This is a genomic window from Paenibacillus monticola (genome assembly GCF_009664975.1).
Lineage (GTDB): Bacteria > Bacillota > Bacilli > Paenibacillales > Paenibacillaceae > Paenibacillus_AQ > Paenibacillus_AQ monticola.
The window spans coordinates 174,239-195,776 of the sequence record NZ_WJXB01000014.1 but is presented as its reverse complement, the minus strand read 5'-3'; the positions used below and the strand labels follow the sequence as shown (position 1 = coordinate 195,776).

The following is a 21,538-nucleotide window of genomic DNA, read 5'->3' as shown; positions in this document are numbered from 1 at the left end:
AAGGGCTTAGCCCAGGCAACAATACACCTTAAAAAGACGACATTCATTCGCTAGGTCCGAATGAATGTCGTCTTTTGGATATGTTTGTTTCCAATCTTCCGAGAAGGCCATGTTTTTCAGTGGCCTCCCTTAAGGCAGCGCGTCTTTAAGCTTCTCCCCTGCTTCACTCAGGGACTGGAACGTACCTGCATCACTCCACCATTCTTTAAGCACATCGTAGCTAAGCCTGCGATCAGTAGCATAAATATTGTTCACATCGGTAATTTCCAGTTCCCCCCTTTTGGAAGGAGATATTCGCCGGATCAAGTCGAACACGGCCTCATCATACATATATATACCAGTAACACAATATTTACTCTTAGGATGCTGCGGCTTCTCTTCAATGTAGGCAATCCATGCTGAATCTTGACTGTCAAATACAGGAACGCCATATCTGCGCGCATCCTCTACGGGTTTCAGCAGCACCTTCGCTGTCCCCGGCGGTTGCCGGAGATAGCTCTCCACATAAGGAGTCAGATCATCTAGAAAAAGATTGTCACCCAGCAGCACAACAAAGCGTTCCCCCTTGGGAATGAATCCCTTCGCAAGCTCCAGTGCTTCTGCAATGCCTCCAGCAGCCTCTTGGATTTTGTAAGTCAGAGATACACCAAAGGAAGCACCACTGCCCAGAAAATCCGTGTACAGCCCGGCAGACTGCTTGCTGATGACCAGAAGAATATCGTTTATACCTCCTCGGCGCAGCCGGTCAATGCCGTAACACACCATAGGATATTTGCCGACCGGAAGCAAATGTTTGTTCATAAGCCGGGTCAGCGGATGAAGTCTTGATCCTGTTCCGCCCGCCAGTATGACTCCTTTCACTTACTTTCCTCCTCTTTGTCTACGTCTTTAGCTACCCAGGTCTGCATTTTAGATAAACATTGCAGGGTCAACACCCCATTTTTCCATAAAAATCTTGCGATTTCGCTCTACCAGCTCCTGCCAGCCGGAATGATATACTTCTTTGAAGCTGGCACTTCCTTCATGATGCACCAGGCAATCCCCGGCAATTAGCAACCGGTAACCCTGCATTCGGGCACGCAAGCAGTAATCATCATCCTCGTAATGTCCTGGTGAATATCTCTCATCCAACAAACCTACAGCTTCCAGCACTTCTCTTTTTAACAAAAAACATAATCCTATCAGCCGTCGCGTCTCTTTCCACTTGAAACGGTTAGGAATATTCGCTCTCTTCGCAGCTTCATGAAATTCCGCAAGTCCTTCATAATCGGTCTTTACTTGCTGTGGTCCGCTGGCATAGTTCGTCACAGGTCCCACAATACCAATATCCGGTGCACTGTATAACACAGCCTTGAGATTATTTAACCAGCCTGCGGAGACGGTTACGTCGTTATTCAACAGCAGCAATTCATCGCCGCAGGCCAGCTGCAGACCGAGATTGCAGGCCGAGGGGAACCCCCGATTATCAGGCAGGGAGATGAATGTAATCTTCTCCAAGCGACAGAAAGCGTCCGTCCCATCCTGTGAAGCATTATCCACAACGATAATTTCATAAGGCGTCGCCGTGTGGGCTCTGATCGCTTCCACACAACGACACAACAGACTGAGACCGTTATAGGTTGGAATAATAATACTGGTCAGCGTCATAATCCGTTCCTCCAGAGGGCCAATTGCCGTCGCTGCTCTTGAAGACTTTCAGCATGCAGGAAATTACTTGTAACCCGCTGTGAAAGAACCGTAAGCAATGCTTCAGCATGGTCACCGACAATTAGCTGTTCCACAGGGTTGCCAACTCCCGTATTCGCCGGGCGCAGCCGGTTATGCTTGATGACGTTTACCAAACGTGTCTTTTCCACCCGCAGCTTGTTCAGTATGGAGATGGCCTGCGCTTTGGGAGGAACCATCAATTCACGGTAGCCAATGCTCTCCAGGGCGTGTCGGGAAAGCGCATGAGGAACAGCCGTCATCGAGCTGACCCCGAGATCACTTCGGCCCAGCACGAAATTTAAGAATAGCTTAGAGCGTATCACATCATCACTGAATCCAAACGGAGGGAGCAGCGAGTCCAGATCGTTGAGCGCTACATCCACTCCGCTGTCTACAGCGGCTGCGAATGAGGCCAATTGTGGAGCGGGAATGACCATATCCCCATCCAGAAATAACAGAATGTCTCCCCTGCTCAGCTTCGCACCGATCGCCCGCCCTACATCATGTCCGGCGGAGTCCGGGCAGTGTACAACAATAGCTTGCCTGGATAACCGGGCTCGCTCAAAGCTGCTATCCCTGCACCCGTTTAGCACCACAATTATTTCTGTGGGCTTCAGGCGCGCAACTTGCTTCAGCAGGCGCAGCAAGGTCTCTTCCTCATTCCGCGCTGAGATAATTACGGATAACGTTCCGTGTAATACGGGAAGTGCCTGTGATGTCTTACCCACCGTCAGCGCCAGAGATTGAGGTGGGCGGCGAGCGGCGGACTTATTGACTGTCGCTGTACCTGCTACAGCTCGGCGGACAGTGGATTTGGATGTAGCTGATGAACCACTTCGCCGCTGTGACTTCGTACCCAGCTTAGCTTTAGGCATCAATACCATCACCTCACCATCTCCCGGCGTCGGCTCCCGTCACTAAACCCCGCTCTGTCCCCCTGTCGCTGTAACAGCAAGGACACAGCCTCCAGATGATCCTCGATGATAACCTGCTGCAAGGGATCATAACTGCCTGCCTTACGGCGAACGGCGTTTAGTTTCCCTACAGGCACTTTGTGCACAGTCTCAATTCGTAGACCGTCCATCACTGCACGGGCATGTGCCAGGGGTGGACGGGATAACAATGCGCTTCCTAAAACTTCAAGCGCCTTGCGGCTCATTGCATGTGGAACAGCTGTCATTGAACAGCCGTTCAGATCTGAGCGGCCCAGCAGAATATTCAACGAATACTTGGCAAGCACCACTGGATGGGGCACACGTTTCCGGACCGGTCCGGAATAATTATTGAGAGCTATGTCTGCACCACGGCTAACTGCCGTCACGAAGGGGCGCAACTGTGAAGCGGGAATGACCAGATCTCCATCTGTAAATAATAAAATCTCACCTTTGGCTGCTTCTGCTCCGATGCTGCGGCCAGCGTCGTGCCCAAGCGGCTGTTCAAACAAAATGACACGTGCACCTGACGAAAGGGCCACCTCCGCCGTGTTGTCGGCCGAACCGTTGACGACCACAATAACCTCACAGCGCGAATGAACACCTCTAGCTCCAGCTATCACTCTGGCAATAGTCCGAGCCTCATTCATAGCTGGAATAATAACCGATACATAGGGTTCCGAGTGATTAGCTGCAGGCAATGCAGCGGTTGGCCGTACCGGACGGGAAGATCGCCGCGTTCGCCTTATTGGTGAAACCCGCCGCCCCGTGCGGCGGGCTGAAGTTCTTTTTGGCTTCAAGCTCATCCACCTTCCTTACAGGGCTTCTTCATCGGGCTTTAGGGTACAACACAGTTTATGTAATACGCTTCACAGGGTAACGGCCAATGTCACCCTGCATATAGAAAAGAGGACAAAAGGCTTCCGCAACGACTTAATCTAGATACAACAAAAGCGCAGCCATAGGCTGCGCTCGCAGTTTATTCTAGTCAAATACCCGGTCATCAGGCAGCGGTTTTGCTAAAGGTGCACCGATGGCGATCCAGGAGATCACACCATAAAAATGTGGGGTCTCGCGCAGTCGAACCACTTGGATCACTGCTTCTCCGATGGCCCGGCTCTTCAAGGAAGCATAAAAGTAAGCCTGATTCGTCATGGCAACCAACACATAGCCAGTATGGCCAAAGCTCTCATCGAACGATACGGTCACTTCCACGCTTTCTGCGTCTCCATTGAACATGAATGCCGTCATCCCGAACTGCTGCAGCGTCTCTCGTTTCCCGGCACTCTGTACGGGACTAAAAGACAGATGTTCTGTATTCACTGTCCCGTTTGCCAGATGCTCCCCGCTTACTGCACCAGGGGCAATATGGTAGCTCTGCACACTCTCTTCCTCTAGATGACGGGATTGGACAGCGAATGAAGCGATTTTGGAGGAATCTATGGCTTCGTCTTGAATTTCCGTCACACCTACCGCACCTGCAGACAGATGTGTTGTACCCACACTCCCCGTTTGCAGTTTCTCGCCGGTAATGCTGCCATCCGGCAGCAGCTCCGCGGTCCGGGTATCTTCAGCTAGATGCTCCAGCCTAATACTACCAGGCCGCAAATGCCGCTCTTCCACGCTTTCGTCAGCAAGATGTTCACCGAATACGCTATTCGGCTGTAAGTGCAGAGAATTCACTGCACCCTCGGCTAGCTTAGCTCCAGTAATGCTGCCGTCGGGCAGCAACTCGGAGGTCCGGGTGTCTTCGGCTAGATGCCCTAGTGTGATGCTTCCTGAACGAATGTGGCGACTCTCTATTGAATCTCTGGTTAAGTGACCGCCATATATACTACCCGGTGCCACATGGAACGATTTGATCGACCCTTCCGCCAGCTTAGCACTGGTAATGCTGCCATCTGGCAGCAGTTCAGCGGTCCGTACTTCTTCGGCCAAATGTTCCAGTTTAAGACTGCCGGAACGAATGTGACGGCTCTCTACCGTGTTTACAGCTAAGTGGCCGCCATATACACTGGCTGGTGCGAGATTGAAGGAATTAACCGTGCCTTCTGCCAGCTTCTGACCAGTTATACTGCCGTCCGGCAGCAGCTCAGAGGTTCGCACCTCTTCTGCCAATTGCTCCAGCTTGATGCTTCCGGGACGGATATGTCTGCTTTCCACAACATTCCCGGCCAAGTGGGTACCATTCACACTGCCCGCTGCCAGATGAAGCGAACCCACCGAACCCTCTGCCAGCTTCTCTCCTGTAATGCTGCCGTCTGGCAGCAGCTCAGTGCCATAAACTTCTTCTGCAAGGTGTTCCAGTGTAATACTTCCTGGACTTAGGTGCCGACTCTCTATCGTCTCCACAGCCAAGTGATCGCCATATATACTGCCTGGTGCCAGATGTAGCGAACTCACCGAACCCTCTGCCAACTTCTCTCCTGTAATGCTGCCGTCTGGCAGCAGCTCAGTGCCATAAACTTCTTCTGCAAGGTGCTCCAGTGTAATACTTCCTGGACTTAGGTGCCGACTCTCTATCGTCTCCACAGCCAAGTGATCGCCATATATACTGCCTGGTGCCAGATGTAGCGAACCCACCGAACCCTTTGCCAGCTTCTCTCCTGTAATGCTGCCGTCTGGCAGCAGCTCGGTGCCATGAACCTCCTCGGCAAGGTGTTTCAGTGTAATACTGCCAGGACGGATGTGATGACTTTCCACCATCTCCCCAGCCAGATGAGCGCCATATACACTGCCCGGTGCCAGATGTAACGAACCGACTGAACCCTCCGCCAGCTTTTCTCCAGTAATACTGCCGTCTGGCAGCAGTTCTGAGGTTCGCACCTCTTCTGCAAGATGTTTCAGCGTAATACTTCCGGTACGGATGTGATGACTTTCCACCATCTCCCCAGCCAGATGAGCGCCATATACACTGCCTGGTGCCAGATGTAGCGAACCCACCGAACCCTCCGCCAGCTTTTCTCCAGTAATACTGCCGTCTGGCAGCAGCTCGGTGCCATGAACCTCTTCGGCAAGATGTTTCAGTGTAATACTGCCGGTACGGATGTGATGACTTTCCACCATCTCCCCAGCCAGATGAGCACCATACACACTGCCTGGTGCCAGATGTAGCGAGCCCACCGAGCATTCCGCCAGCTTTTTTCCAGTGATACTGCCGTCTGGCAGCAGCTCTGCGGTTCGCACCTCTTCTGCAAGATGCTCCAGCTTGATGCTGCCGGGAATCATATGCCGACTATCTACGCTCCCCCTCGCTATATGACTGCCATGTACACTCCCAGGTAACATATGAATGGAGCCGACCGAACCTTTCGCCAGCTTTTCTCCAGTAATACTGCTATCTGGTAGCAGCTCAGAGGTTCGCACCTCTTCTGCAAGATGTTCCATGGTAATACTTCCCGGAGTAAGGTGGCGGCTCTCAATGATCTCCATAGCCAGGTGAGCGCCATACACGCTGTCCGGTGCCAGATGATGTGCGTGAATAGAACCTTCCGCCAGTTTATCCCCCGAAACGCTGCCATCAGGCAGCAGATTGGCGCTCTTGACCTCATCTGCCAAATGCTGAAGTGTGATTTCACCTGAACGGATGTGGCGGCCTTCAATAGACTTAAGAATCAGTTGATTGCTTCCCACACTGTCTGCAGCCAGATGAAGGGAATTCACGGAATGGTTCGCCAGCTTCCCGCTATCAATACTTCCGTTCTGTATCTGTATAGAAGAAATCGCGTTCGGAATGATATGCCCATTGCCGATGGATAACGGGCGGACATGCACTCCACCAATACTGGCCGGAGCCAAATGCCTACCTTGCACGGCACTGTCACTAATCGAATTCCCGACAACCGCTCCCGACGATAAATGTTCCGTTTGAACAGCTGACGCAGCGAGCTTAACGGAATCCACACTACCATCTGCGAGCTTGGCAGAAGTAACCGACAAATCGTTGATTTTATCCGTTGATATGCTTTCCGGCGATAGCTTCAGCGAGGTCACGGCATGATCTGCGAGATGGTGCGGTTGAACCGCCCCAGCAGCAAGATGAATTTCCCTAACCGAACCGGAAGCCAGCTTATCTCCGGATACTGCACCAGACTGAAGAGCTACAGAAGTCACGCTATTCTCTCCAAGATGTCTTCGTTCCACGGCGCCTGGGGCCAAATGCTCAGCATCCACTACGGCTTCCTGCAGAACTCGCCCACTTACACTGGCATCGGCCAGATGTTTCTCCTCTACTGCACAAATGGCAATATGTTCCCCGCTCACAGTTTCACGGGCGATAGCATTACCGACAACCGAACCCGCTGCCAGCTTTGTTGAGCTCACGGCCCCATCCGCCAATTTGGCGGTAGTAACACTGGATGAATGGAGATGTTCCCCTGTCACCGAATCCCAAGCCAGTGCTTCGCCAGTGACTGCCCCAGAGGACAGATGACGGGTGTAGATGACGTCATCCTGCAGCTGTTCAGATCCCACCGACTCTGCTGTTAAATGAGAATTGTCCACGGATTCCCGCTGTAGATGAACTGAGGATATGGCCTGCATGGCAATCTGCGGACTGCGCACCGCAGATTTGGCGATATGCCGGGTAGTCACGGCTTCATCTGCCAGCTTATGAGCCAGTATGCTCTGGTCGGCGATCTTCGAAGAGGTGACCGCTTGCTCGATAATCTGTGCGGTACCCACAGCTCCCTCGGCCAGCTTTACAAAAGAAATGCTGCGGTCGGCCAGATGTCGACTGAGTATCTCCCCGTCAGCAATGTGCCCGCCGGTCACACTTTCCGAACTTAAATGCACGCTTCGTACAGCTTCCATCCCGAGTTGTCTAGAACCTACTGACCCTTCTGCCAGATGCGTACTCTCTATCACACCAGGCTGAAGTTGCTCCTTGCCAATCAACCGAGTGGCAAGTTGCTCCCGCCCAATAGCCCCTGGCGCCAGATGCTGTGCCTTGATGACATAGTCGCTAAGGTGGCGGCTCTCAATGACGGCGTCGCCCAACTTTGCGCCGCTGATTTCACCATCGGCGATTTTGTCGCCGGATATTGCTTCATCTGCCAGCTTGGAACGGTCAATACTTCCGTTGGCCAAGTGACGGCCTGACAGGCTGCTGCTCTGTATTTTGTCACCGGTAACTGCACCGTCCTCCAGCAAATCAGCCGTAATAATAAACTCGCTCAAATGGCGGCTCTCTATCGATTTATCCCCAATTTGGCTCCCGCCGATGATTCGATCAGCCAGCTTCTCTGGACCGATACTGCCATTCTTCAGCTTCTCTCCACCGATCGAATGGTCCAGCAGCTTGCCTCCGCTAACACTGCCTTCCGCTAAATGTTCGCCCGAAATGGATTCCGGGGCGATTTTGGAGGAAGTCACTGCCTTGTCCGCGATATTAATGCTCTGCACCGCGTAATCCTGCAACCAAGGTGTACCAATGATCCCGAACTTCAACCTTGACCCGTCGATGGTACGGGGAGCGATCTTGGCTCCGGTAACGGCTCCATCGGACAGATCATCCGTATACACCGGCTGCAGGCGTTCCTTCTCGGGAACGGATAATAGTGCTGCGGATAAATGATCCGTCTGTTCCTGCGGCTCCGTTTCCACAATAGACTCTGGCGGTACAATACTTGCTGACTGCGGTGTTACCTCTTCTAGTTCAGCGACACCTGCCCCGACCCCGCTTACCTGCAGGGCCTGAACTGGCAATAGCCCTGATTCACTGCTCACGATCTCAACATTTCCTGTGAATTTCGGACCGCTTACCAGCATGCTCAGTTCCTCTGTATTGGGATTATCCACATAATAGAGTCGTTTTTTCGGACTGCGCGGCTGCTTTCTTTTGGAGCTCCTCATAAGCAGTCTCCTCCTTCCAACTATTGTTTCTCGTAGGCATCATATGCAGCGGACTGGGCTGATGACACCCTTTGAGCAAAGCTTGCGGAAAGGAGTAATTTCTTCACGGACACAGCAAACCTCTGAATGGAGTCAGCAGCAAAAAAGGGCCTTTGCCGCCGCGCATTCGTCCATCCTGACGGGCGCGTACAAACATACACTGACAGAAGAAGAGAACAACGAAATAAAGTTACTCAACATAACGGGAGGAACGAACATGGGGCAAAAGCACGTGGGAATACTGCTGAATTCCGCTATGCACCGGGGCGTTCCCCGGCACAAAACGGGACAGGAGTCTCTAAATAACTATGAGGAGGCCGCGGCAGCATACGGAATAATCCCCTGCTTCCTGAAGCTCGCTGACATTGATACAGACTCAGGCTACAGTGCCACCTATATAAAAGGAGCTCAGGGATATAGATATGCCATAATTCCAACACCTGAGGTTATCCATAACCGGGCGATTTATGAGCAGAATAACGCAAGCATGGAGCGACTGATCCAGCAAGGTCCACTGGTGTTCAATACCTGCAACCGCTACGGCAAGGATGAAATTCATCGACTGCTAGCGCAAAGTGCGGAGCTGAAGTCTTTTCTGCCAGCAAGCGCTACAGGTCTGTCTGGGCTAAAAAAAATGATGACCCTTTATCCGGATCTCATTCTCAAACCCTGCCGGGGGAGTATAGGCAAAGGTATCATGCGATTGGTTCACATAGGCGAACAGAGATGGATATTATTCTACCTGTCGCCCAGTGCACGGCGCTGGATAAACGTACCTGTAGAACAGGAGGGATTATCAGGTATGCTGCGGGCGCGTCTGGAAGCTACACCCTATTTGGTCCAGGAACGCATCCCTTTGGCTGAGATTGGCGGCCGTCCCTTTGATTTACGTGTCACCGTCCAGCGCGGTTGGGGAGGAGAGTGGCAGACCACGGGCCTGTTCGCCAAGCTCGCAGCCCCAGGCGGCTTCGTCTCCAACCTCGCTCGAGGCGGTGTAGCCTTAAGTTCTTCCTACGCCTTGGAGCAGGTATTTACAGGCGCCGCGGCGGCAAATATCCGTATGTCCGTGGGGACATTAAGTCTTGCCGTAGCACGCTGGCTGGAGCTTAGTCTCCCCGGCCTGGCTGATATTGGACTGGACATTGGCATTACCAAGGACGGTCAACTCTTTTTCATTGAATGCAATGGCCGCGACCAGCGTTATGGATTTCATAAAGCCGGGCTCACAGAGATCTGGAAAGACAGCTACCGCCGGCCCATGAGCTATGCCCGTTTTCTACTGGAGAACGGGTCCCTAGGATAACTGTTATTGATTTGTCCTCTATTCTATGTCAATATAATGCAGAGCGGAAAAGGTCTGGCTTCCATGCGAGACCTTACTGCTGCACTATGAAAGGGAGATGGGCATGGTTAAACAATTGCTGCGGCTGATGACCGAGCTATCCTCACACAGATGGCTTTCCCGGTTAATGGGTGCTTTTTCCCATAGCAGACTCAGCCGTTTTCTTATTCCGGCATTTATTCGGAGTTACCATATTCCTGCCGCCGAGGCGGCGAAGAATCCTGGAGAATACCGTACACTTAATGAATTTTTCAGCCGTCAGTTACGGCCGGGCATGCGGCCAATCGCCGCTGGAGACAATGTCTTGGTCAGCCCAGTTGACGCCACCATTACCGCTATGGGCGATATTTCCTGTGGAACGATTATGAATGTAAAAGGTCAAGATTATAAGCTGGAAGAGCTGCTTAATCACTCTCCGCATCTGGAGCTGTACAAGAAGGGCTTTTTCTTCGTGCTCTATCTGAGTCCTACCGATTATCACCGAATTCACGCTCCTATTACCGGGCAGAAGGTAGAGAGCGAGCATATTCGCGGGCGGGCCTATCCTGTCAATGATTTCGGCATGAGACAAATGACAAGTGTGCTGAGCCGCAACGAACGGCTCATTACTTATATTGCCGGAGACTGCGGGCAAGCTGCAGTGGTTAAAGTAGGGGCGATGAACGTCAGCAGTATCCGCTACACCGATGACAATGCTACAGAATGGCAGGCGGGCGGCGATCTGGCCTATTTCGAGTTCGGTTCAACGGTAGTACTGCTTACCGAAAGCGGTACCTTTACTCCGCGTCCTGGACTAGGGACGGATACAAAGGTCAAGATGGGCGAATGGCTGGGAACACTCCACCGTCCTCTTTAGAGGATGAATTTCATATACACATGAACACCTAAAGGTATCCCGCAGGCATTAAGCTGAAGCGTGGGTACCTTTTCATGTTTATATAACAGCAACGCAGGAACAAACATCCTTACAGGTTCTTGATACAATGTAATTAACCGTACGGGGAAAGGAAAGTGAACGTTTGAACTATAGATCTGATATAGAACGTTGTATCGAATTTATTGAAGCCAACATCAAGGAGGAATTGATACCCGAGCATATCGCTTCTCTCGCAGGCTATTCTCTTGTACCATTTTTGCCGAGTATTTCAAGCCTGTATGGAAATGCCGATCATGGAGTATAAAGGGCAGAAAAATTATCGATATTGCAGCAGACTATGGATTCGTGACCCAAAGTGGATTTACCAAAGCCTTCCCAAGGTATATGGCTACAACCCGACTCCATATACCGCAAAGATGACCGGTGTCCGAGGTTATTTGATGAAGCCAGTCATTATCACAAAACCATCTTTTAAAATAGCAGGTTATGGAATTAAGACTACTATTGCAGACGGTAGCTACACCAAGGATGTCTCCGCCTTCCTGGAACAATTACGATACGAAAGGTTGGGAGAATAAAATGTATGCACAACTCCAGCCACCTAAGCATGGTGAAGTTGACATCTTCCAAAAAAACTCACAGCCCTGCAGATTTCTCCACAGAGCTGTGAGTTTTTTTCATTCTAATAGGCCAATTCACCTGTAATTTATTCCGTCACCTTACTCTGGTTGGCCACTTCAAGAGCCTTCGCCTTTACTTCCTCTGGTACCCCGAGATAAAAGCGGCTGATCGGCTTCACATTCTCATCCAGCTTATAGACCAGTGGAACACCTGTAGGGATATTAAGATCCAGCAGCGCTGCCTCGTCGATATCCTCCATATATTTGATCAACGCCCGCAAGGTATTGCCGTGCGCAGAGATAAGAACCCGTTCTTTTTTGTGAATGAGCGGCACAATTCGTTTGCCCCAGAAGTCGCCGACACGGTGAACCGTATCTTCGAGGCTCTCCCCCCGCGGAATATCTCCAGCTCGAACCTCTTTATAGCGAATATCATTTCTGGCGTACCGCGGATCATCCGGCTCCAGCTGTGGTGGGCGGACCGACAGGCTCCGCCGCCAGATATGCAGCTGCTCTTCCCCGTATTTCAGGGCCGTTTCACTCTTGCTCAGTCCTTGTAAGGCACCATAGTGACGCTCATTCAGCTTCCATGATTTCTGTACGGGAATCCACAGCAGATCCATCTCGTCCAGAACATAATTGAGCGTCTTGATCGAACGTTTCAGTACAGAGGCAAAAGCCAGATCGAAGGTATATCCCGCTTCTTTTAGAAGCTTGCCTGCCGCCTTTGCCTCTTGAATACCCTTCTCCGTCAAATCGGGATCGCTCCAGCCTGTAAACAGATTCTGGCGGTTATACTCACTCTCTCCATGCCGTATCAATACTACTTCGTACATCATTTCACTCTCCTTTGGACTTATAGCTTGCAACCTGGATTAACGGATTCTACATGATCTAATTAGTACTATCAACTTCTTGTGCTTATAATGCAAATGTATCCTTTATTTCTAATATAGATAAGATTCCTCAATAAAGTAAAGAAGAACCGACACCCTGAAGGGTCCCGGTTCTTCATACACTATTCTTAAAACCAGGAGTTGGCGATAATTCCACTGGACCGTTTCAATCTTCTTAAGCGGTTTCTGAAAATCCCACCGCCTCCACCTTTACATTCTGTATTGCATATTCGGCGTCTGAGCATCATTCCTAGTGTCTCCCCTTCCAAGCTGTTATGTAAACTCTCTGTAAACTAGGCTGAAACGTATTACCCAAGTAGGAAATAACTGAAACAAAGACGAAGTAATCAACGGATCTCGGACGGACTTTTTCCGGTATGTTGCTTGAACTGGCGGCTGAAAAAGAAAATGTCCCGATAGCCTAGCGCATCCGCCACCTCCGTGACGTTCATACCGGCATATAACAGCAAGTGCTGGGCTCGTTCAATCCGCGCACGAATGACATAGGATTGGACAGAGGAGCCTGTAAGCTCCTTGAATTTGATCGAAAAATAACGTGGCGACAAGCCCGCTCGTGCCGCCAAATCCTCCACCCGATGCGAAGCGCCAGGGTGCTGGCTCACGTAGTTGGCAATCTCGTGGATAACCTCAGCCAGCTGGTTGCTCACGTGGCGTTCCACAGGCATGACCTGATCCTCCCGCAGCAAATGGATCATCAGCTGCTTGAGAATCAGCTGCCCCTCTTCCTCCGCAGCGTAAGTCTTCACCAGAAACAGCCGGACATACCGAGCGAGCAGATGCTCGAATTCCACAGTTTCCGTAAGCTCACGGTAAGGCTGCGGGATATCCGTTACCTCTCCAATAACATCGAAGTGGATATATGTAAGTACGAGCGGTTTTTGCGGATTATGTGTGGCACTAGTATGTTCGCCCGGCCGAAACAGGAAACAACTTCCTTTGCCAACTTGAAAGGGCTCACCTTTGCGGACAACCGTACCTTCCCCGCTCCAGACATAAAACAAATCATAATTTTGCAGCGGCTTCTCTCTTTTTTGCCATTTCCAGCCTGGCTCGCATACAATCTTCGCCAAGGCCGGCAAGATGACAAACGAGGACGGCGATGCATGCAGCATAACGTTCCCTCCTAAAAGTTTTGTGAGCATATGCTTCTGTGTATTCACTTCGCAAAACTTGCTTCGTAAGCATATGCTTAAGTTTTGTGAGCATATGCTTCTGTGTATTCACTTCGCAAAACTTGCTTCGTAAGCATAAAGCCCCACCCAAATAAGATCAGTAGAGTCGCCTCAACTTATTTAACGACAGATTATGTTGTTAAATCGCAGGATTTAAACCCATTTCTCTAATTAGCAGCAAATAATGCCGTTATTGCAACTGGATTTCGAAAGATTAGCTACCCAGGGCAGAATTAGAGGCAGTGAATGCTGCTAAGTCGTTACTAAACGTGAAATCCAGCTGATTAACGTCAGAAAATGCCTCTATTGTTAACCTATGTTCTCTCATGCCCTCATTCAAAAATTGGGCACTTCCTTAACAAACCCTGCACCCACAACGTTTCCCTACTTTCCATAATACCTCGTCACGTGGCATTTTGCACATCCTTCCACGCCAGAAGCAGGCGCGTTACTCCCTCCTCCTGCGCGTTCTCATCCAGATGAGAGAAAGAAAAACAGGCCGCAGGCTCGCCCGGCGTAATCCGGTACAGCGCCGCGTCTCTAAAGTCTGTGCCGCGCCTGCGTGACGCCGCCTGAAAAGCGGCAAACTCCGCGCTGCTGCGCAGCCAGCGCGCGTAGATATGCAAGCCCGCATCGCCGGGCAGCGGGGTAAACAGACCGCCAAGCCGCTCCGCCAGTAGCGTGCGAAAGCTGCGGCTGCGCGCGCCGTATAAGCGCGTCATACGCCGCAAATGCCGGCTGTAGCCGCCGGTATTCATGAACCGCGCCAAGGCTCGCTGCTCCTGCAGCCCGGCCGGGAGCGGCTCATAGAGCGCCTTGGCGGCAATAGCCGGCTGCACCAGCGATGAGGGCAGCACTGCAAAACCAATCCGCAGCCCCCTGAACATGCTATTGGAGAAAGAACCCATATACACAACCCGCTCTCCCCGATCGAGTGCTTTCAAGGGTTCGATCGGACGTCCGGTCCAACGAAATTCACTGTCATAATCATCTTCCACAATTACCGCATCATGCCGCTGCGCCCATTCCAGCAGTGCCCGCCGCCGCTCCAAAGGCAGCACCGCTCCGGTAGGAAACTGGCGGCTTGGCGTTACAAACAGCAGCCGTGCCTCCCAATCCTCCACCTGCAGCCCGCTGCTATCTAACTTCCCGGCAAGCAAGCGCCCGCCCGTAGCCTCGATGGCTCTGCGAATTCCATGAAAGCCAGGGTCCTCCACGACAGCCGGACTTCCCGCTTCCAGTAGCAGCTGTGTCAAAAGGACAATTCCTTGCATCGAGCCGCTGAACAGCACGATATGCTCCGCTTCGGCATGAATGCCACGGGTAATCCGCAAATGGGCAGCAATTGCCTGTCGTAAGCCCACGTCACCTTGGGGTGGGCAGACATTTTCTAGGCGCCCACCTCCCTTGCCCCCAGCATAGGACAAGGCACTCCGCCATTCGGCGTAGGGAAAGTGCTCCATCAGCACCCCACTGCTGCGAAAGCTGACAAAGTCCTCCGGGGTATTGTTATATAGCGACACCTGCCGCTTAATAAGTCGTCCCCCCCATGCAGAGAGCGGAATAGCAGCATATTGACTATTCATTCCGCTAACCTCTGCAGCCTTATGTACACCAGCCCCGTTCGATCCCCCCGCATTCAACCCAGCCTCGTCCGGACTGGCAGCCTCCTTAGCAGCTGACCCAGTCGTTTTATCTTCCGCACTGGAAGCAGCAAAACTGTCATCGGAGACAAAAGTCCCCTGGCCTATCTTCGCCTTAATATATCCATCTGCCAATAGCATGTCATACACCTGCGACGCCGATCCTCGCGATAAATCATAGAGTACCGCCAGACGCCGAGTAGAAGGTAGCCTCGTTCCTCCCGGAAGCGTCCCCTCCAATATAGCTGCGCGGAGGGCGTGATATAATGCTAAATATTTATAGCGGTGCACAGCCAGATATTGGTCGTATGCCAGCGTAATATCCACATCCTCACCCCCTTCTCCACCAAGTGGACCATAAATAATAATGTAAAGGGGCCCTTTTTTATTGTCAAGCAATCCTCTATTCTATTTCGAAAAGGGAGATGGATTGTTATGCGCAGAAAAGAATTTCAAATAGACCAGGAGGAAGAATTAGTTACTTTTTTGAACGGGATGAGCTTCGGCTTTCTTGGAACAAGTGATGAACAGGGGCACCCACGGGTTACGCCGCTGAATTTCGTATATACACAGGGCTGCTTTTATTTCCACGGTAGTCATGCAGGCGGCAAAATGGAGGTCATCCGCAGCCAGCAGAACGTCTGCTTCACGGTAGCCGATGAGTATGCGCTCATCCCATCCTATTTTAGCGATCCCCAGTTGGCCTGTCCTGCGACTTCCTATTTCAAAAGTGTAACGGCCTACGGTAAAGCTGAAGCAATCGAAGACTCCACAGAAAAAGCCGTTATTCTCTCTCTGTTCATGAAAAAGCTCCAACCGGAGGGCGGCTATGTTCCTATTGATGCAGCAGATCCCCAGTACCACTCCCGCTTGAAGGGGGTCGCCGTAATACGCATAACGCCTGAAGAAATTACGGCGAAATTCAAGTTTGGTCAGAATCTGAAAGAAGAGGCAAGGGCTCATGTCATCGAGGGTCTGTCCGGAAGAAACGGGACACGTGATGCCGAAACGATAGAAATGATGGAAAAATATTGTCCCTATCACCGCTAAATTTCTCTTCAACTTCATCCTTCCCTGTGAAAACCACCAGAATTGTTCTTAAAGTATTGCTAAAACCGCTGCTTTCTACAGTGACGGTTGCAGGCCGCGGTGATATAATGTTAGGCAATGTTAGCAGTATGTATCCCCAAGAACCCCGGAAGGATGAAACTGATGAATTCAATGGCTGGACAATTGAACGAAAGTATCAAAGCGGGAAATGAGCATGTGTACGATATGCTCTCCACTCTCGGCAAAGAGATTTATTTCCCGAAAGAAGGCATCCTGAGCCAATCCGCTGAGGCTACCGCTCATGCCAAGAAATACAACGCAACTATCGGAATCGCTACCGAAGGCGGCATGCCTATGCACCTTGCCGTCATTCAAGAGAAGCTTTCCGCATTTAGCCCTAAAGATCTGTATGGCTATGCTCCACCGGCAGGCAAACCGGAGCTGCGTACAGTATGGCGGGAGAAGATGCTGCGTGAGAACCCTGCGCTCGTTGGCAAATCGTTTAGTAATCCTATCGTTACCAATGCCCTGACACACGGGCTTAGCATTGTTGCCGATCTGTTCGCAGAATCAGGCGATGCCATCATTTACCCGGACAAGAACTGGGAAAACTACGAGCTAACCTTCGGCATCCGCCGTCATGGGGAAACCGTTAACTATCCGCTATTCACGGAAGATATGAACTTTAATAGTGCTGGCTTGCTGGAAGCACTGCTAGCCCAGAAGGAACGCGGCAAAGCGATCGTACTGTTGAACTTCCCGAACAACCCTACAGGTTATACTCCCGGCGTTAAAGAGGGAGAAGAAATCGTTGCGGCTATCCTCCGTGCTGCCGAAGAAGGTATCAATGTGGTAGTTGTCAGCGATGATGCGTACTTTGGACTCTTTTTCGAGGAATCACTCAAGGAATCCTTATTCGGCAAACTCGCCAATCTGCACCCGCGTATATTAGCGATTAAGATTGACGGAGCAACCAAAGAAGAGTTCGTCTGGGGTTTCCGGGTCGGCTTCATCACCTATGCATCGGATAGCAAGGAATTATTGGCGGCTCTGGAACAAAAAACAATGGGTATCATCCGCGCCACCATTTCCAGCGGCCCGCATCCGTCCCAGACCTTCGTGCTCGATGCACTGAAGGCACCGGAATTCACCGAACAGAAGGAAGAGAAGTTCCAGATCATGAAAGGCCGCGCGAATAAAGTGAAATCCTTATTGGACAGCGGCAAATACGGAGATGAAGTGTGGACCTATTATCCATTTAACTCCGGTTATTTCATGTGTCTGAAGCTGCATACTGTTCCGGCTGAAGACTTACGGCTGCATTTGATCCATAATTACGGTCTCGGTACTATTGCTCTAGGTGAAACGGATCTGCGTATTGCCTTCTCCTGTATAGAAGAGGAGCAGCTTGAAGATCTGTTCGACCTTGTGTATGCGGGAATCCGCGATCTGGAAAAAGCCTGATCCTTCTTGTCCTCATTGTTCAAAGTCAGCCCCGATTAGCCGGGGTTGACTTTTTTGTTTGCCATTCGTGTCATAGGCCCATACACGAATGGCCTCCCATACATACAATACCGTGTACTCAAGTACAACAACTCAAGTACGAAAGGGGAATAAACATGAGCGAAGAAGTTAGAGGCGGATACGGATATCCTGGCGCATTTACAAGCACTGGCGCTATCCTGGTTCTCTTTATCCTGTTGGTCATCATCAGCCGTTCACTCTTTGTCTAATCGGGAATGACAGTTAAGGGAGAGAGCTCTCTGCTCTCTCCCACTTCCCTTAGCCAGACATTCCCTAATCTTTAGAATAAACGGCTCCGCTGTCCATGAAAGGACGGCGGAGCCGTTATTCTTAAGGTTTCATATTATATATCATCGTCATCCAACTGCGCCTCTTTACGGGACAAGTAGCCCTTGAACAGAAAGGCCAGTAAGATGCCGGCAACGAATGTTCCAACTACCAGCAGCGGGCGTTCTCCTACTGAGGCCAGAAAAGGAAGAGCGATCAGCACAGCCAGAATTAGATGGGCACGAAATACAAATTGTGTGGTATTCCTTCCTTTACTGCCTTCCGGCAAAGGATAGACCGTGAGCCAGAACGATTCGCTATGCAGTTTACGCAGTGCGGATAGCTGCACACCTAGGATGAAGAGGAAGAACAAATAAATGCCAATGCCAAGGTAGCTGCCATGGTTCCACCAGCTCAGCAATAAGCCTAAGACGGTAACTCGCATTATAATACCGAAGATATCGCCCCGAGCAAAACTTTTGGTCAGCAAGTAGCGATAAGCTGTATCGGGCAACCACAAGATGCGACTACCCCATTTAGCGAGGTAACGGCGGGCATATACCCGCTGTTCGCGACCAGGGACATCTACGAACCAGCCCAGAACCATCAGTGCGCGACCTCCCTGATTCCTTTCCACAGCGATGAGTCTCTCCCAGGGTACAGAGTGACGTCCCGGAATAGTAAGCGCCGCTAGATACGCCGCGGCCAATAATATGATGAAGATCAGGCCTCGCCCAGAGGGCTGCCACAGCCAAGCAGCAACCATTAGGCCTCCTACAGCCCAGCGCAGCAGAGCGTAAGCCATTGAAGCTGGACGCGACAGCATCGCAATTTCTCGCCATAACCCATAGCTAGACAGCAGCTTCACACCTATTAGCAGCAAGGCCGTTACCAAGAGCTGCTTAGGGGAAGCATCCGTACGTATGTACAACGGCCAAAGTGTGATCAGTACAAATAGCAACCGCAGAATCTTCCACACGTTCCCACTTACCCAGGCAGGAGCAAAATATTCTCTCATCCGGTGACCCTGAGGCAGCAGGAATACTGTATCCGGACTCTGCAAATACGTCCGAAAGCCGCTATGCACCGCTGCAGGTCCCAGCAGAGCAAGCATGATCCAGCGAATCGGAATTCCTGCCGGAACATCCCGCAGCAACGAAGTATACCAAGCGGAGAATATGATCAATACGAAGAGGAACATCATCGCCACACCGCTCTGAATGATATAACCCATATAAGGCAGCATGCTTCCCATGAAACGGCCACGCCGCTGCCGGCGCAGCTCCTTCAAATCCATGTTATTTCCCCCCCTGAACCAGCTCATAGAACAGCTGTTCCAAAGACAGACCCGGTTGACCGGATGCTGCTGCGATTTCCGCCAGTGTGCCCTCAGCAATGACCTTGCCGTGATGCAACACGATAAAACGATCGCAATAATTCTCAATGGTCGAGAGAATATGGGAGCTGAGCAGAATTGAAGCGCCCGACTTCTTCAGTTCCAGCATGAAATCGAGCAGGGAGCGAATCCCTAGCGGGTCCAGACCGAGAAAAGGCTCATCGATTACATATAGCGACGGACGTGCAATGAATGCACACATAATCATCACCTTCTGCTTCATGCCTTTGGACAGATGTGAAGAGAGTGTATCCATTTTGTCATCCATATTAAACAGTTCGGATAGATGTCTGCTGCGAGTTTCATAATCGTTGCGGTCCACACCATACGCTCTGGCCGTAAATTCAATATGCTCACGCACCGTCATTTCTTCATACAGCAGTGGAGACTCGGGTACAAAAGACAACGCGCTATGATACCCTTTCGGGTCTTCATTTCGGGTCTTGCCCAGTACGGTGATATCCCCCTTCTGAGGGGACATCAGGCCGAGAATATGCTTCATGATCGTACTTTTTCCAGCTCCGTTTAAACCAATTAGTCCGATCATTTCACCAGGTTGCACCTGAAGTGCGATATCATGCAGCACCGGCTTGTTCAGGCTATATCCTCCGCTTAAGCCCGTAATTTCCAATACGGGAGTTTGATTCATTGACCGTCACCTCTCGGGGTTTTGTTCTTCAGCCACTTTGGGGCTCCTTTGTTCTTGCGTTCGCGTTCACGCTCTGCATTGCTGCTGCGCTTGCCCGTAGGCGCAGCTGGATTCACGCTGCGCTGTGGATCGCGCCGCAGTTCTCCACCTGTGGGTGCAATCGTCTTCTCTTGCGTCGTAGGCTCGTCGCGCTTCACAGTGCCAGCATCCGGTTCTACACCGGCAGTCCGGACCGGCGGCTTGGCGCTACGCGCTGTTATTCCTTCACGGCGAGCAGGTGTTCCTTCACTGCGTCCAGCACTTCCCTCGCGGTGGGCAGATGTTCCTTCACTGCGCGTAGCCGTTCCTTCGCGGCGGGGTCCATTTCCTTCGCTGCGGGCAGGTCCACGGGCTTCGTCGGCAGCAAATACCTTGCCTGCGAACATTTCCCGCTCCTGTAGTGAAATATTCAGCTCCTTGGCAAATTTACGCATAATAAAGGTCTGCTGCTCGGTCACAATGCTAACCGACAAGCCCTTGCGTCCCATACGCCCTGTACGTCCAGCCCGATGCACATAATGCTCGGAATCAAATGCCGGATCAAAGCTGACTACAAGCGCAAGATTCTCAATATCCAACCCTCTTGCAGCTACGTCACTGGCTACCAACACACGGAATTTCCCACCTCGAAAGCCAGCTAACACATTGCTGCGTGTTACCTTGTCCGCATCCCCGGAAATGGAGGCTGCAGTCAGACCTAGGTGGTTCAGCTTGCCCACGATATCCGAAATATCATCATTAGTATTCACGAATACCAGTGCCCGATCGGGGTTGTAATGACGAATCACACGGCGCAGCATGTCAATCTTGTTACGTTCCTCAGCCACGACATAATGATGCTCCAGGCTCTGAGTTGTCATTACACCAGGGTCAATACCGATCTCAGCCATATCCTTCATTTCCTTAAAAGCCAGCGCTTTAATCTCGGGACCGATAGTTGCAGACAGCATCACCAGTTGGCGCGTCCGCTGTGCGCTGCTGACGATCTTTGTGACTTCACCTGCACCGCTTAACTGAAACATCTGGTCCGCTTCATCAATCACAATCGTGCTGACATCATGCATCTTCAGCTTACGCATACCTATCAATTCCCGAATACGACCGGGAGTACCTACAACCAACTGAGGATGGTCACGCAGCTTATCGATCTGGCGCTTCATGGCTGCTCCACCGATAAGGCCCAGTACACGGATACCGCGGTGTGCACCATATCGTTCCGCCTCACGTACGATTTGCATCGCCAGCTCCTGAGTAGGTGCCAATACCATCTTCTGCACCGCTCTCTGCTCCGGATTAATGTTTTGGAGCAGCGGCAGCAGGTATGCCAGCGTCTTGCCTGTTCCTGTCTGTGATGCAGCAAGAACATCTCTACCCTCCAGCAGAAGGGGAATACTCTGCTCTTGTACCGGGGATGGTTCGTTAATGCCGAATTCCGACAATCTGGCAATGAGGTCTTCCTGGATGCCGATGGCCGCAAAAGAAGCTTTATTCATAAGTGTAATTCATCCTTT

18 protein-coding genes are annotated in these 21,538 nt (G+C 51.3%); 7 read left to right on the top strand and 11 right to left on the bottom strand.

Translation table 11 applies throughout. From position 1 onward, the window contains the following. Nucleotides 1-129 precede the first annotated feature (129 nt). The 5 genes from GJB61_RS26650 to GJB61_RS26630 all read right to left on the bottom strand — a co-directional run bounded on the left by GJB61_RS26650 (nucleotide 130) and on the right by GJB61_RS26630 (nucleotide 8,492). The gene (locus tag GJB61_RS26650) at nucleotides 130-861 is read right to left on the bottom strand and encodes a sugar phosphate nucleotidyltransferase (RefSeq protein ID WP_338116144.1); all 732 of its coding nucleotides are present in this window, start codon (nucleotides 859-861) and stop codon (nucleotides 130-132) included. 48 nt (nucleotides 862-909) lie between these two features. Continuing rightward, the gene (locus GJB61_RS26645) at nucleotides 910-1,647 is read right to left on the bottom strand and encodes a glycosyltransferase family 2 protein (RefSeq protein ID WP_154122067.1); all 738 of its coding nucleotides are present in this window, start codon (nucleotides 1,645-1,647) and stop codon (nucleotides 910-912) included. Next, nucleotides 1,644-2,591, bottom strand: a complete 948-nt coding sequence (locus tag GJB61_RS26640; RefSeq protein WP_229522464.1) for a glycosyltransferase family 2 protein — start codon at nucleotides 2,589-2,591, stop codon at nucleotides 1,644-1,646. Before GJB61_RS26640 ends, GJB61_RS26645 begins: the two co-directional genes overlap by 4 nt. Beyond that, a complete protein-coding gene (locus GJB61_RS26635; RefSeq protein WP_154122065.1) occupies nucleotides 2,591-3,445 on the bottom strand; it encodes a glycosyltransferase family 2 protein in 855 nt (284 codons plus the stop codon). Before GJB61_RS26635 ends, GJB61_RS26640 begins: the two co-directional genes overlap by 1 nt. A gap of 178 nt (nucleotides 3,446-3,623) precedes the next feature. Next, nucleotides 3,624-8,492: a WIAG-tail domain gene (locus GJB61_RS26630; RefSeq protein WP_154122064.1), complete on the bottom strand. Its 4,869-nt coding sequence runs from the start codon at nucleotides 8,490-8,492 to the stop codon at nucleotides 3,624-3,626. A gap of 256 nt (nucleotides 8,493-8,748) precedes the next feature. Between GJB61_RS26630 and GJB61_RS26625 the strand changes: the two genes are divergently transcribed. The 4 genes from GJB61_RS26625 to GJB61_RS26610 all read left to right on the top strand — a co-directional run bounded on the left by GJB61_RS26625 (nucleotide 8,749) and on the right by GJB61_RS26610 (nucleotide 11,328). Continuing rightward, complete coding sequence (locus GJB61_RS26625) at nucleotides 8,749-9,834, top strand: YheC/YheD family endospore coat-associated protein (protein WP_154122063.1); 1,086 nt, start codon at nucleotides 8,749-8,751, stop codon at nucleotides 9,832-9,834. Nucleotides 9,835-9,937: 103 nt separating this feature from the next. Further along, nucleotides 9,938-10,729, top strand: coding sequence for an archaetidylserine decarboxylase (gene asd, locus GJB61_RS26620; RefSeq protein ID WP_154122062.1), 792 nt, complete (start codon nucleotides 9,938-9,940; stop codon nucleotides 10,727-10,729). 163 nt (nucleotides 10,730-10,892) lie between these two features. Continuing rightward, on the top strand, nucleotides 10,893-11,054 hold the full coding sequence (locus GJB61_RS26615; protein WP_154122061.1) for a hypothetical protein: 162 nt from the start codon (nucleotides 10,893-10,895) through the stop codon (nucleotides 11,052-11,054). After that, nucleotides 11,044-11,328 (top strand): hypothetical protein, encoded by a 285-nt coding sequence (locus GJB61_RS26610; protein ID WP_154122060.1) that lies wholly within the window; start codon nucleotides 11,044-11,046, stop codon nucleotides 11,326-11,328. Before GJB61_RS26615 ends, GJB61_RS26610 begins: the two co-directional genes overlap by 11 nt. A gap of 128 nt (nucleotides 11,329-11,456) precedes the next feature. Here the strand turns inward: GJB61_RS26610 and gpmA are convergent, their stop codons facing one another. From gpmA to pdxR, 3 genes are all read right to left on the bottom strand, one after another. Continuing rightward, nucleotides 11,457-12,206: a 2,3-diphosphoglycerate-dependent phosphoglycerate mutase gene (gene gpmA, locus GJB61_RS26605; RefSeq protein ID WP_154122083.1), complete on the bottom strand. Its 750-nt coding sequence runs from the start codon at nucleotides 12,204-12,206 to the stop codon at nucleotides 11,457-11,459. 407 nt (nucleotides 12,207-12,613) lie between these two features. Beyond that, nucleotides 12,614-13,399, bottom strand: coding sequence for a helix-turn-helix domain-containing protein (locus GJB61_RS26600; protein ID WP_154122059.1), 786 nt, complete (start codon nucleotides 13,397-13,399; stop codon nucleotides 12,614-12,616). Nucleotides 13,400-13,863: 464 nt separating this feature from the next. Further along, complete coding sequence (pdxR, locus tag GJB61_RS26595; protein ID WP_338116143.1) at nucleotides 13,864-15,429, bottom strand: MocR-like pyridoxine biosynthesis transcription factor PdxR; 1,566 nt, start codon at nucleotides 15,427-15,429, stop codon at nucleotides 13,864-13,866. A 108-nt stretch (nucleotides 15,430-15,537) separates the two neighbouring features. On the opposite strand from pdxR, the gene GJB61_RS26590 reads away from it, so the two are divergent. From GJB61_RS26590 to GJB61_RS31965, 3 genes are all read left to right on the top strand, one after another. Further along, the gene (locus GJB61_RS26590; RefSeq protein WP_154122058.1) at nucleotides 15,538-16,152 is read left to right on the top strand and encodes a pyridoxamine 5'-phosphate oxidase family protein; all 615 of its coding nucleotides are present in this window, start codon (nucleotides 15,538-15,540) and stop codon (nucleotides 16,150-16,152) included. A 162-nt stretch (nucleotides 16,153-16,314) separates the two neighbouring features. Further along, nucleotides 16,315-17,616 (top strand): aminotransferase class I/II-fold pyridoxal phosphate-dependent enzyme, encoded by a 1,302-nt coding sequence (locus tag GJB61_RS26585; protein WP_154122057.1) that lies wholly within the window; start codon nucleotides 16,315-16,317, stop codon nucleotides 17,614-17,616. Between the two features lie 155 nt (nucleotides 17,617-17,771). Then, a complete protein-coding gene (locus GJB61_RS31965) occupies nucleotides 17,772-17,885 on the top strand; it encodes a YjcZ family sporulation protein (RefSeq protein ID WP_229522457.1) in 114 nt (37 codons plus the stop codon). 134 nt (nucleotides 17,886-18,019) lie between these two features. Here GJB61_RS31965 and GJB61_RS26580 read toward each other — a convergent pair whose 3' ends face one another. Genes GJB61_RS26580 through GJB61_RS26570 form a run of 3 tightly spaced genes read right to left on the bottom strand, consistent with a single transcriptional unit; the run spans nucleotide 18,020 to nucleotide 21,520 of the window. Then, entirely contained in the window at nucleotides 18,020-19,240 is a 1,221-nt protein-coding gene (locus tag GJB61_RS26580) for an ABC transporter permease (protein WP_154122056.1), read from the bottom strand. Between the two features lies 1 nt (nucleotide 19,241). Continuing rightward, nucleotides 19,242-19,988 carry an ABC transporter ATP-binding protein gene (locus tag GJB61_RS26575; protein ID WP_154122055.1) on the bottom strand — a complete coding sequence of 249 codons (747 nt, stop codon included), beginning with the start codon at nucleotides 19,986-19,988 and terminating at the stop codon, nucleotides 19,242-19,244. Next, nucleotides 19,985-21,520, bottom strand: a complete 1,536-nt coding sequence (locus tag GJB61_RS26570) for a DEAD/DEAH box helicase (RefSeq protein ID WP_154122054.1) — start codon at nucleotides 21,518-21,520, stop codon at nucleotides 19,985-19,987. Before GJB61_RS26570 ends, GJB61_RS26575 begins: the two co-directional genes overlap by 4 nt. Nucleotides 21,521-21,538 lie beyond the last annotated feature (18 nt).

What these genes read in the sequence shown, in the direction of transcription:
- GJB61_RS26575 (WP_154122055.1), bottom strand. Translation starts at nt 19,988, where the DNA reads ATGAATCAAACTCCCGTATTGGAAATTACGGGCTTAAGCGGAGGATAT.
- GJB61_RS31965 (WP_229522457.1), top strand. Translation starts at nt 17,772, where the DNA reads ATGAGCGAAGAAGTTAGAGGCGGATACGGATATCCTGGCGCATTTACA.
- GJB61_RS26600 (WP_154122059.1), bottom strand. Translation starts at nt 13,399, where the DNA reads ATGCTGCATGCATCGCCGTCCTCGTTTGTCATCTTGCCGGCCTTGGCG.
- gpmA (WP_154122083.1), bottom strand. Translation starts at nt 12,206, where the DNA reads ATGTACGAAGTAGTATTGATACGGCATGGAGAGAGTGAGTATAACCGC.
- GJB61_RS26640 (WP_229522464.1), bottom strand. Translation starts at nt 2,591, where the DNA reads ATGGTATTGATGCCTAAAGCTAAGCTGGGTACGAAGTCACAGCGGCGA.
- GJB61_RS26625 (WP_154122063.1), top strand. Translation starts at nt 8,749, where the DNA reads ATGGGGCAAAAGCACGTGGGAATACTGCTGAATTCCGCTATGCACCGG.
- GJB61_RS26580 (WP_154122056.1), bottom strand. Translation starts at nt 19,240, where the DNA reads ATGGATTTGAAGGAGCTGCGCCGGCAGCGGCGTGGCCGTTTCATGGGA.
- GJB61_RS26610 (WP_154122060.1), top strand. Translation starts at nt 11,044, where the DNA reads ATGGAGTATAAAGGGCAGAAAAATTATCGATATTGCAGCAGACTATGG.
- GJB61_RS26585 (WP_154122057.1), top strand. Translation starts at nt 16,315, where the DNA reads ATGAATTCAATGGCTGGACAATTGAACGAAAGTATCAAAGCGGGAAAT.
- GJB61_RS26635 (WP_154122065.1), bottom strand. Translation starts at nt 3,445, where the DNA reads ATGAGCTTGAAGCCAAAAAGAACTTCAGCCCGCCGCACGGGGCGGCGG.
- GJB61_RS26630 (WP_154122064.1), bottom strand. Translation starts at nt 8,492, where the DNA reads ATGAGGAGCTCCAAAAGAAAGCAGCCGCGCAGTCCGAAAAAACGACTC.
- asd (WP_154122062.1), top strand. Translation starts at nt 9,938, where the DNA reads ATGGTTAAACAATTGCTGCGGCTGATGACCGAGCTATCCTCACACAGA.
- GJB61_RS26570 (WP_154122054.1), bottom strand. Translation starts at nt 21,520, where the DNA reads ATGAATAAAGCTTCTTTTGCGGCCATCGGCATCCAGGAAGACCTCATT.
- GJB61_RS26590 (WP_154122058.1), top strand. Translation starts at nt 15,538, where the DNA reads ATGCGCAGAAAAGAATTTCAAATAGACCAGGAGGAAGAATTAGTTACT.
- GJB61_RS26645 (WP_154122067.1), bottom strand. Translation starts at nt 1,647, where the DNA reads ATGACGCTGACCAGTATTATTATTCCAACCTATAACGGTCTCAGTCTG.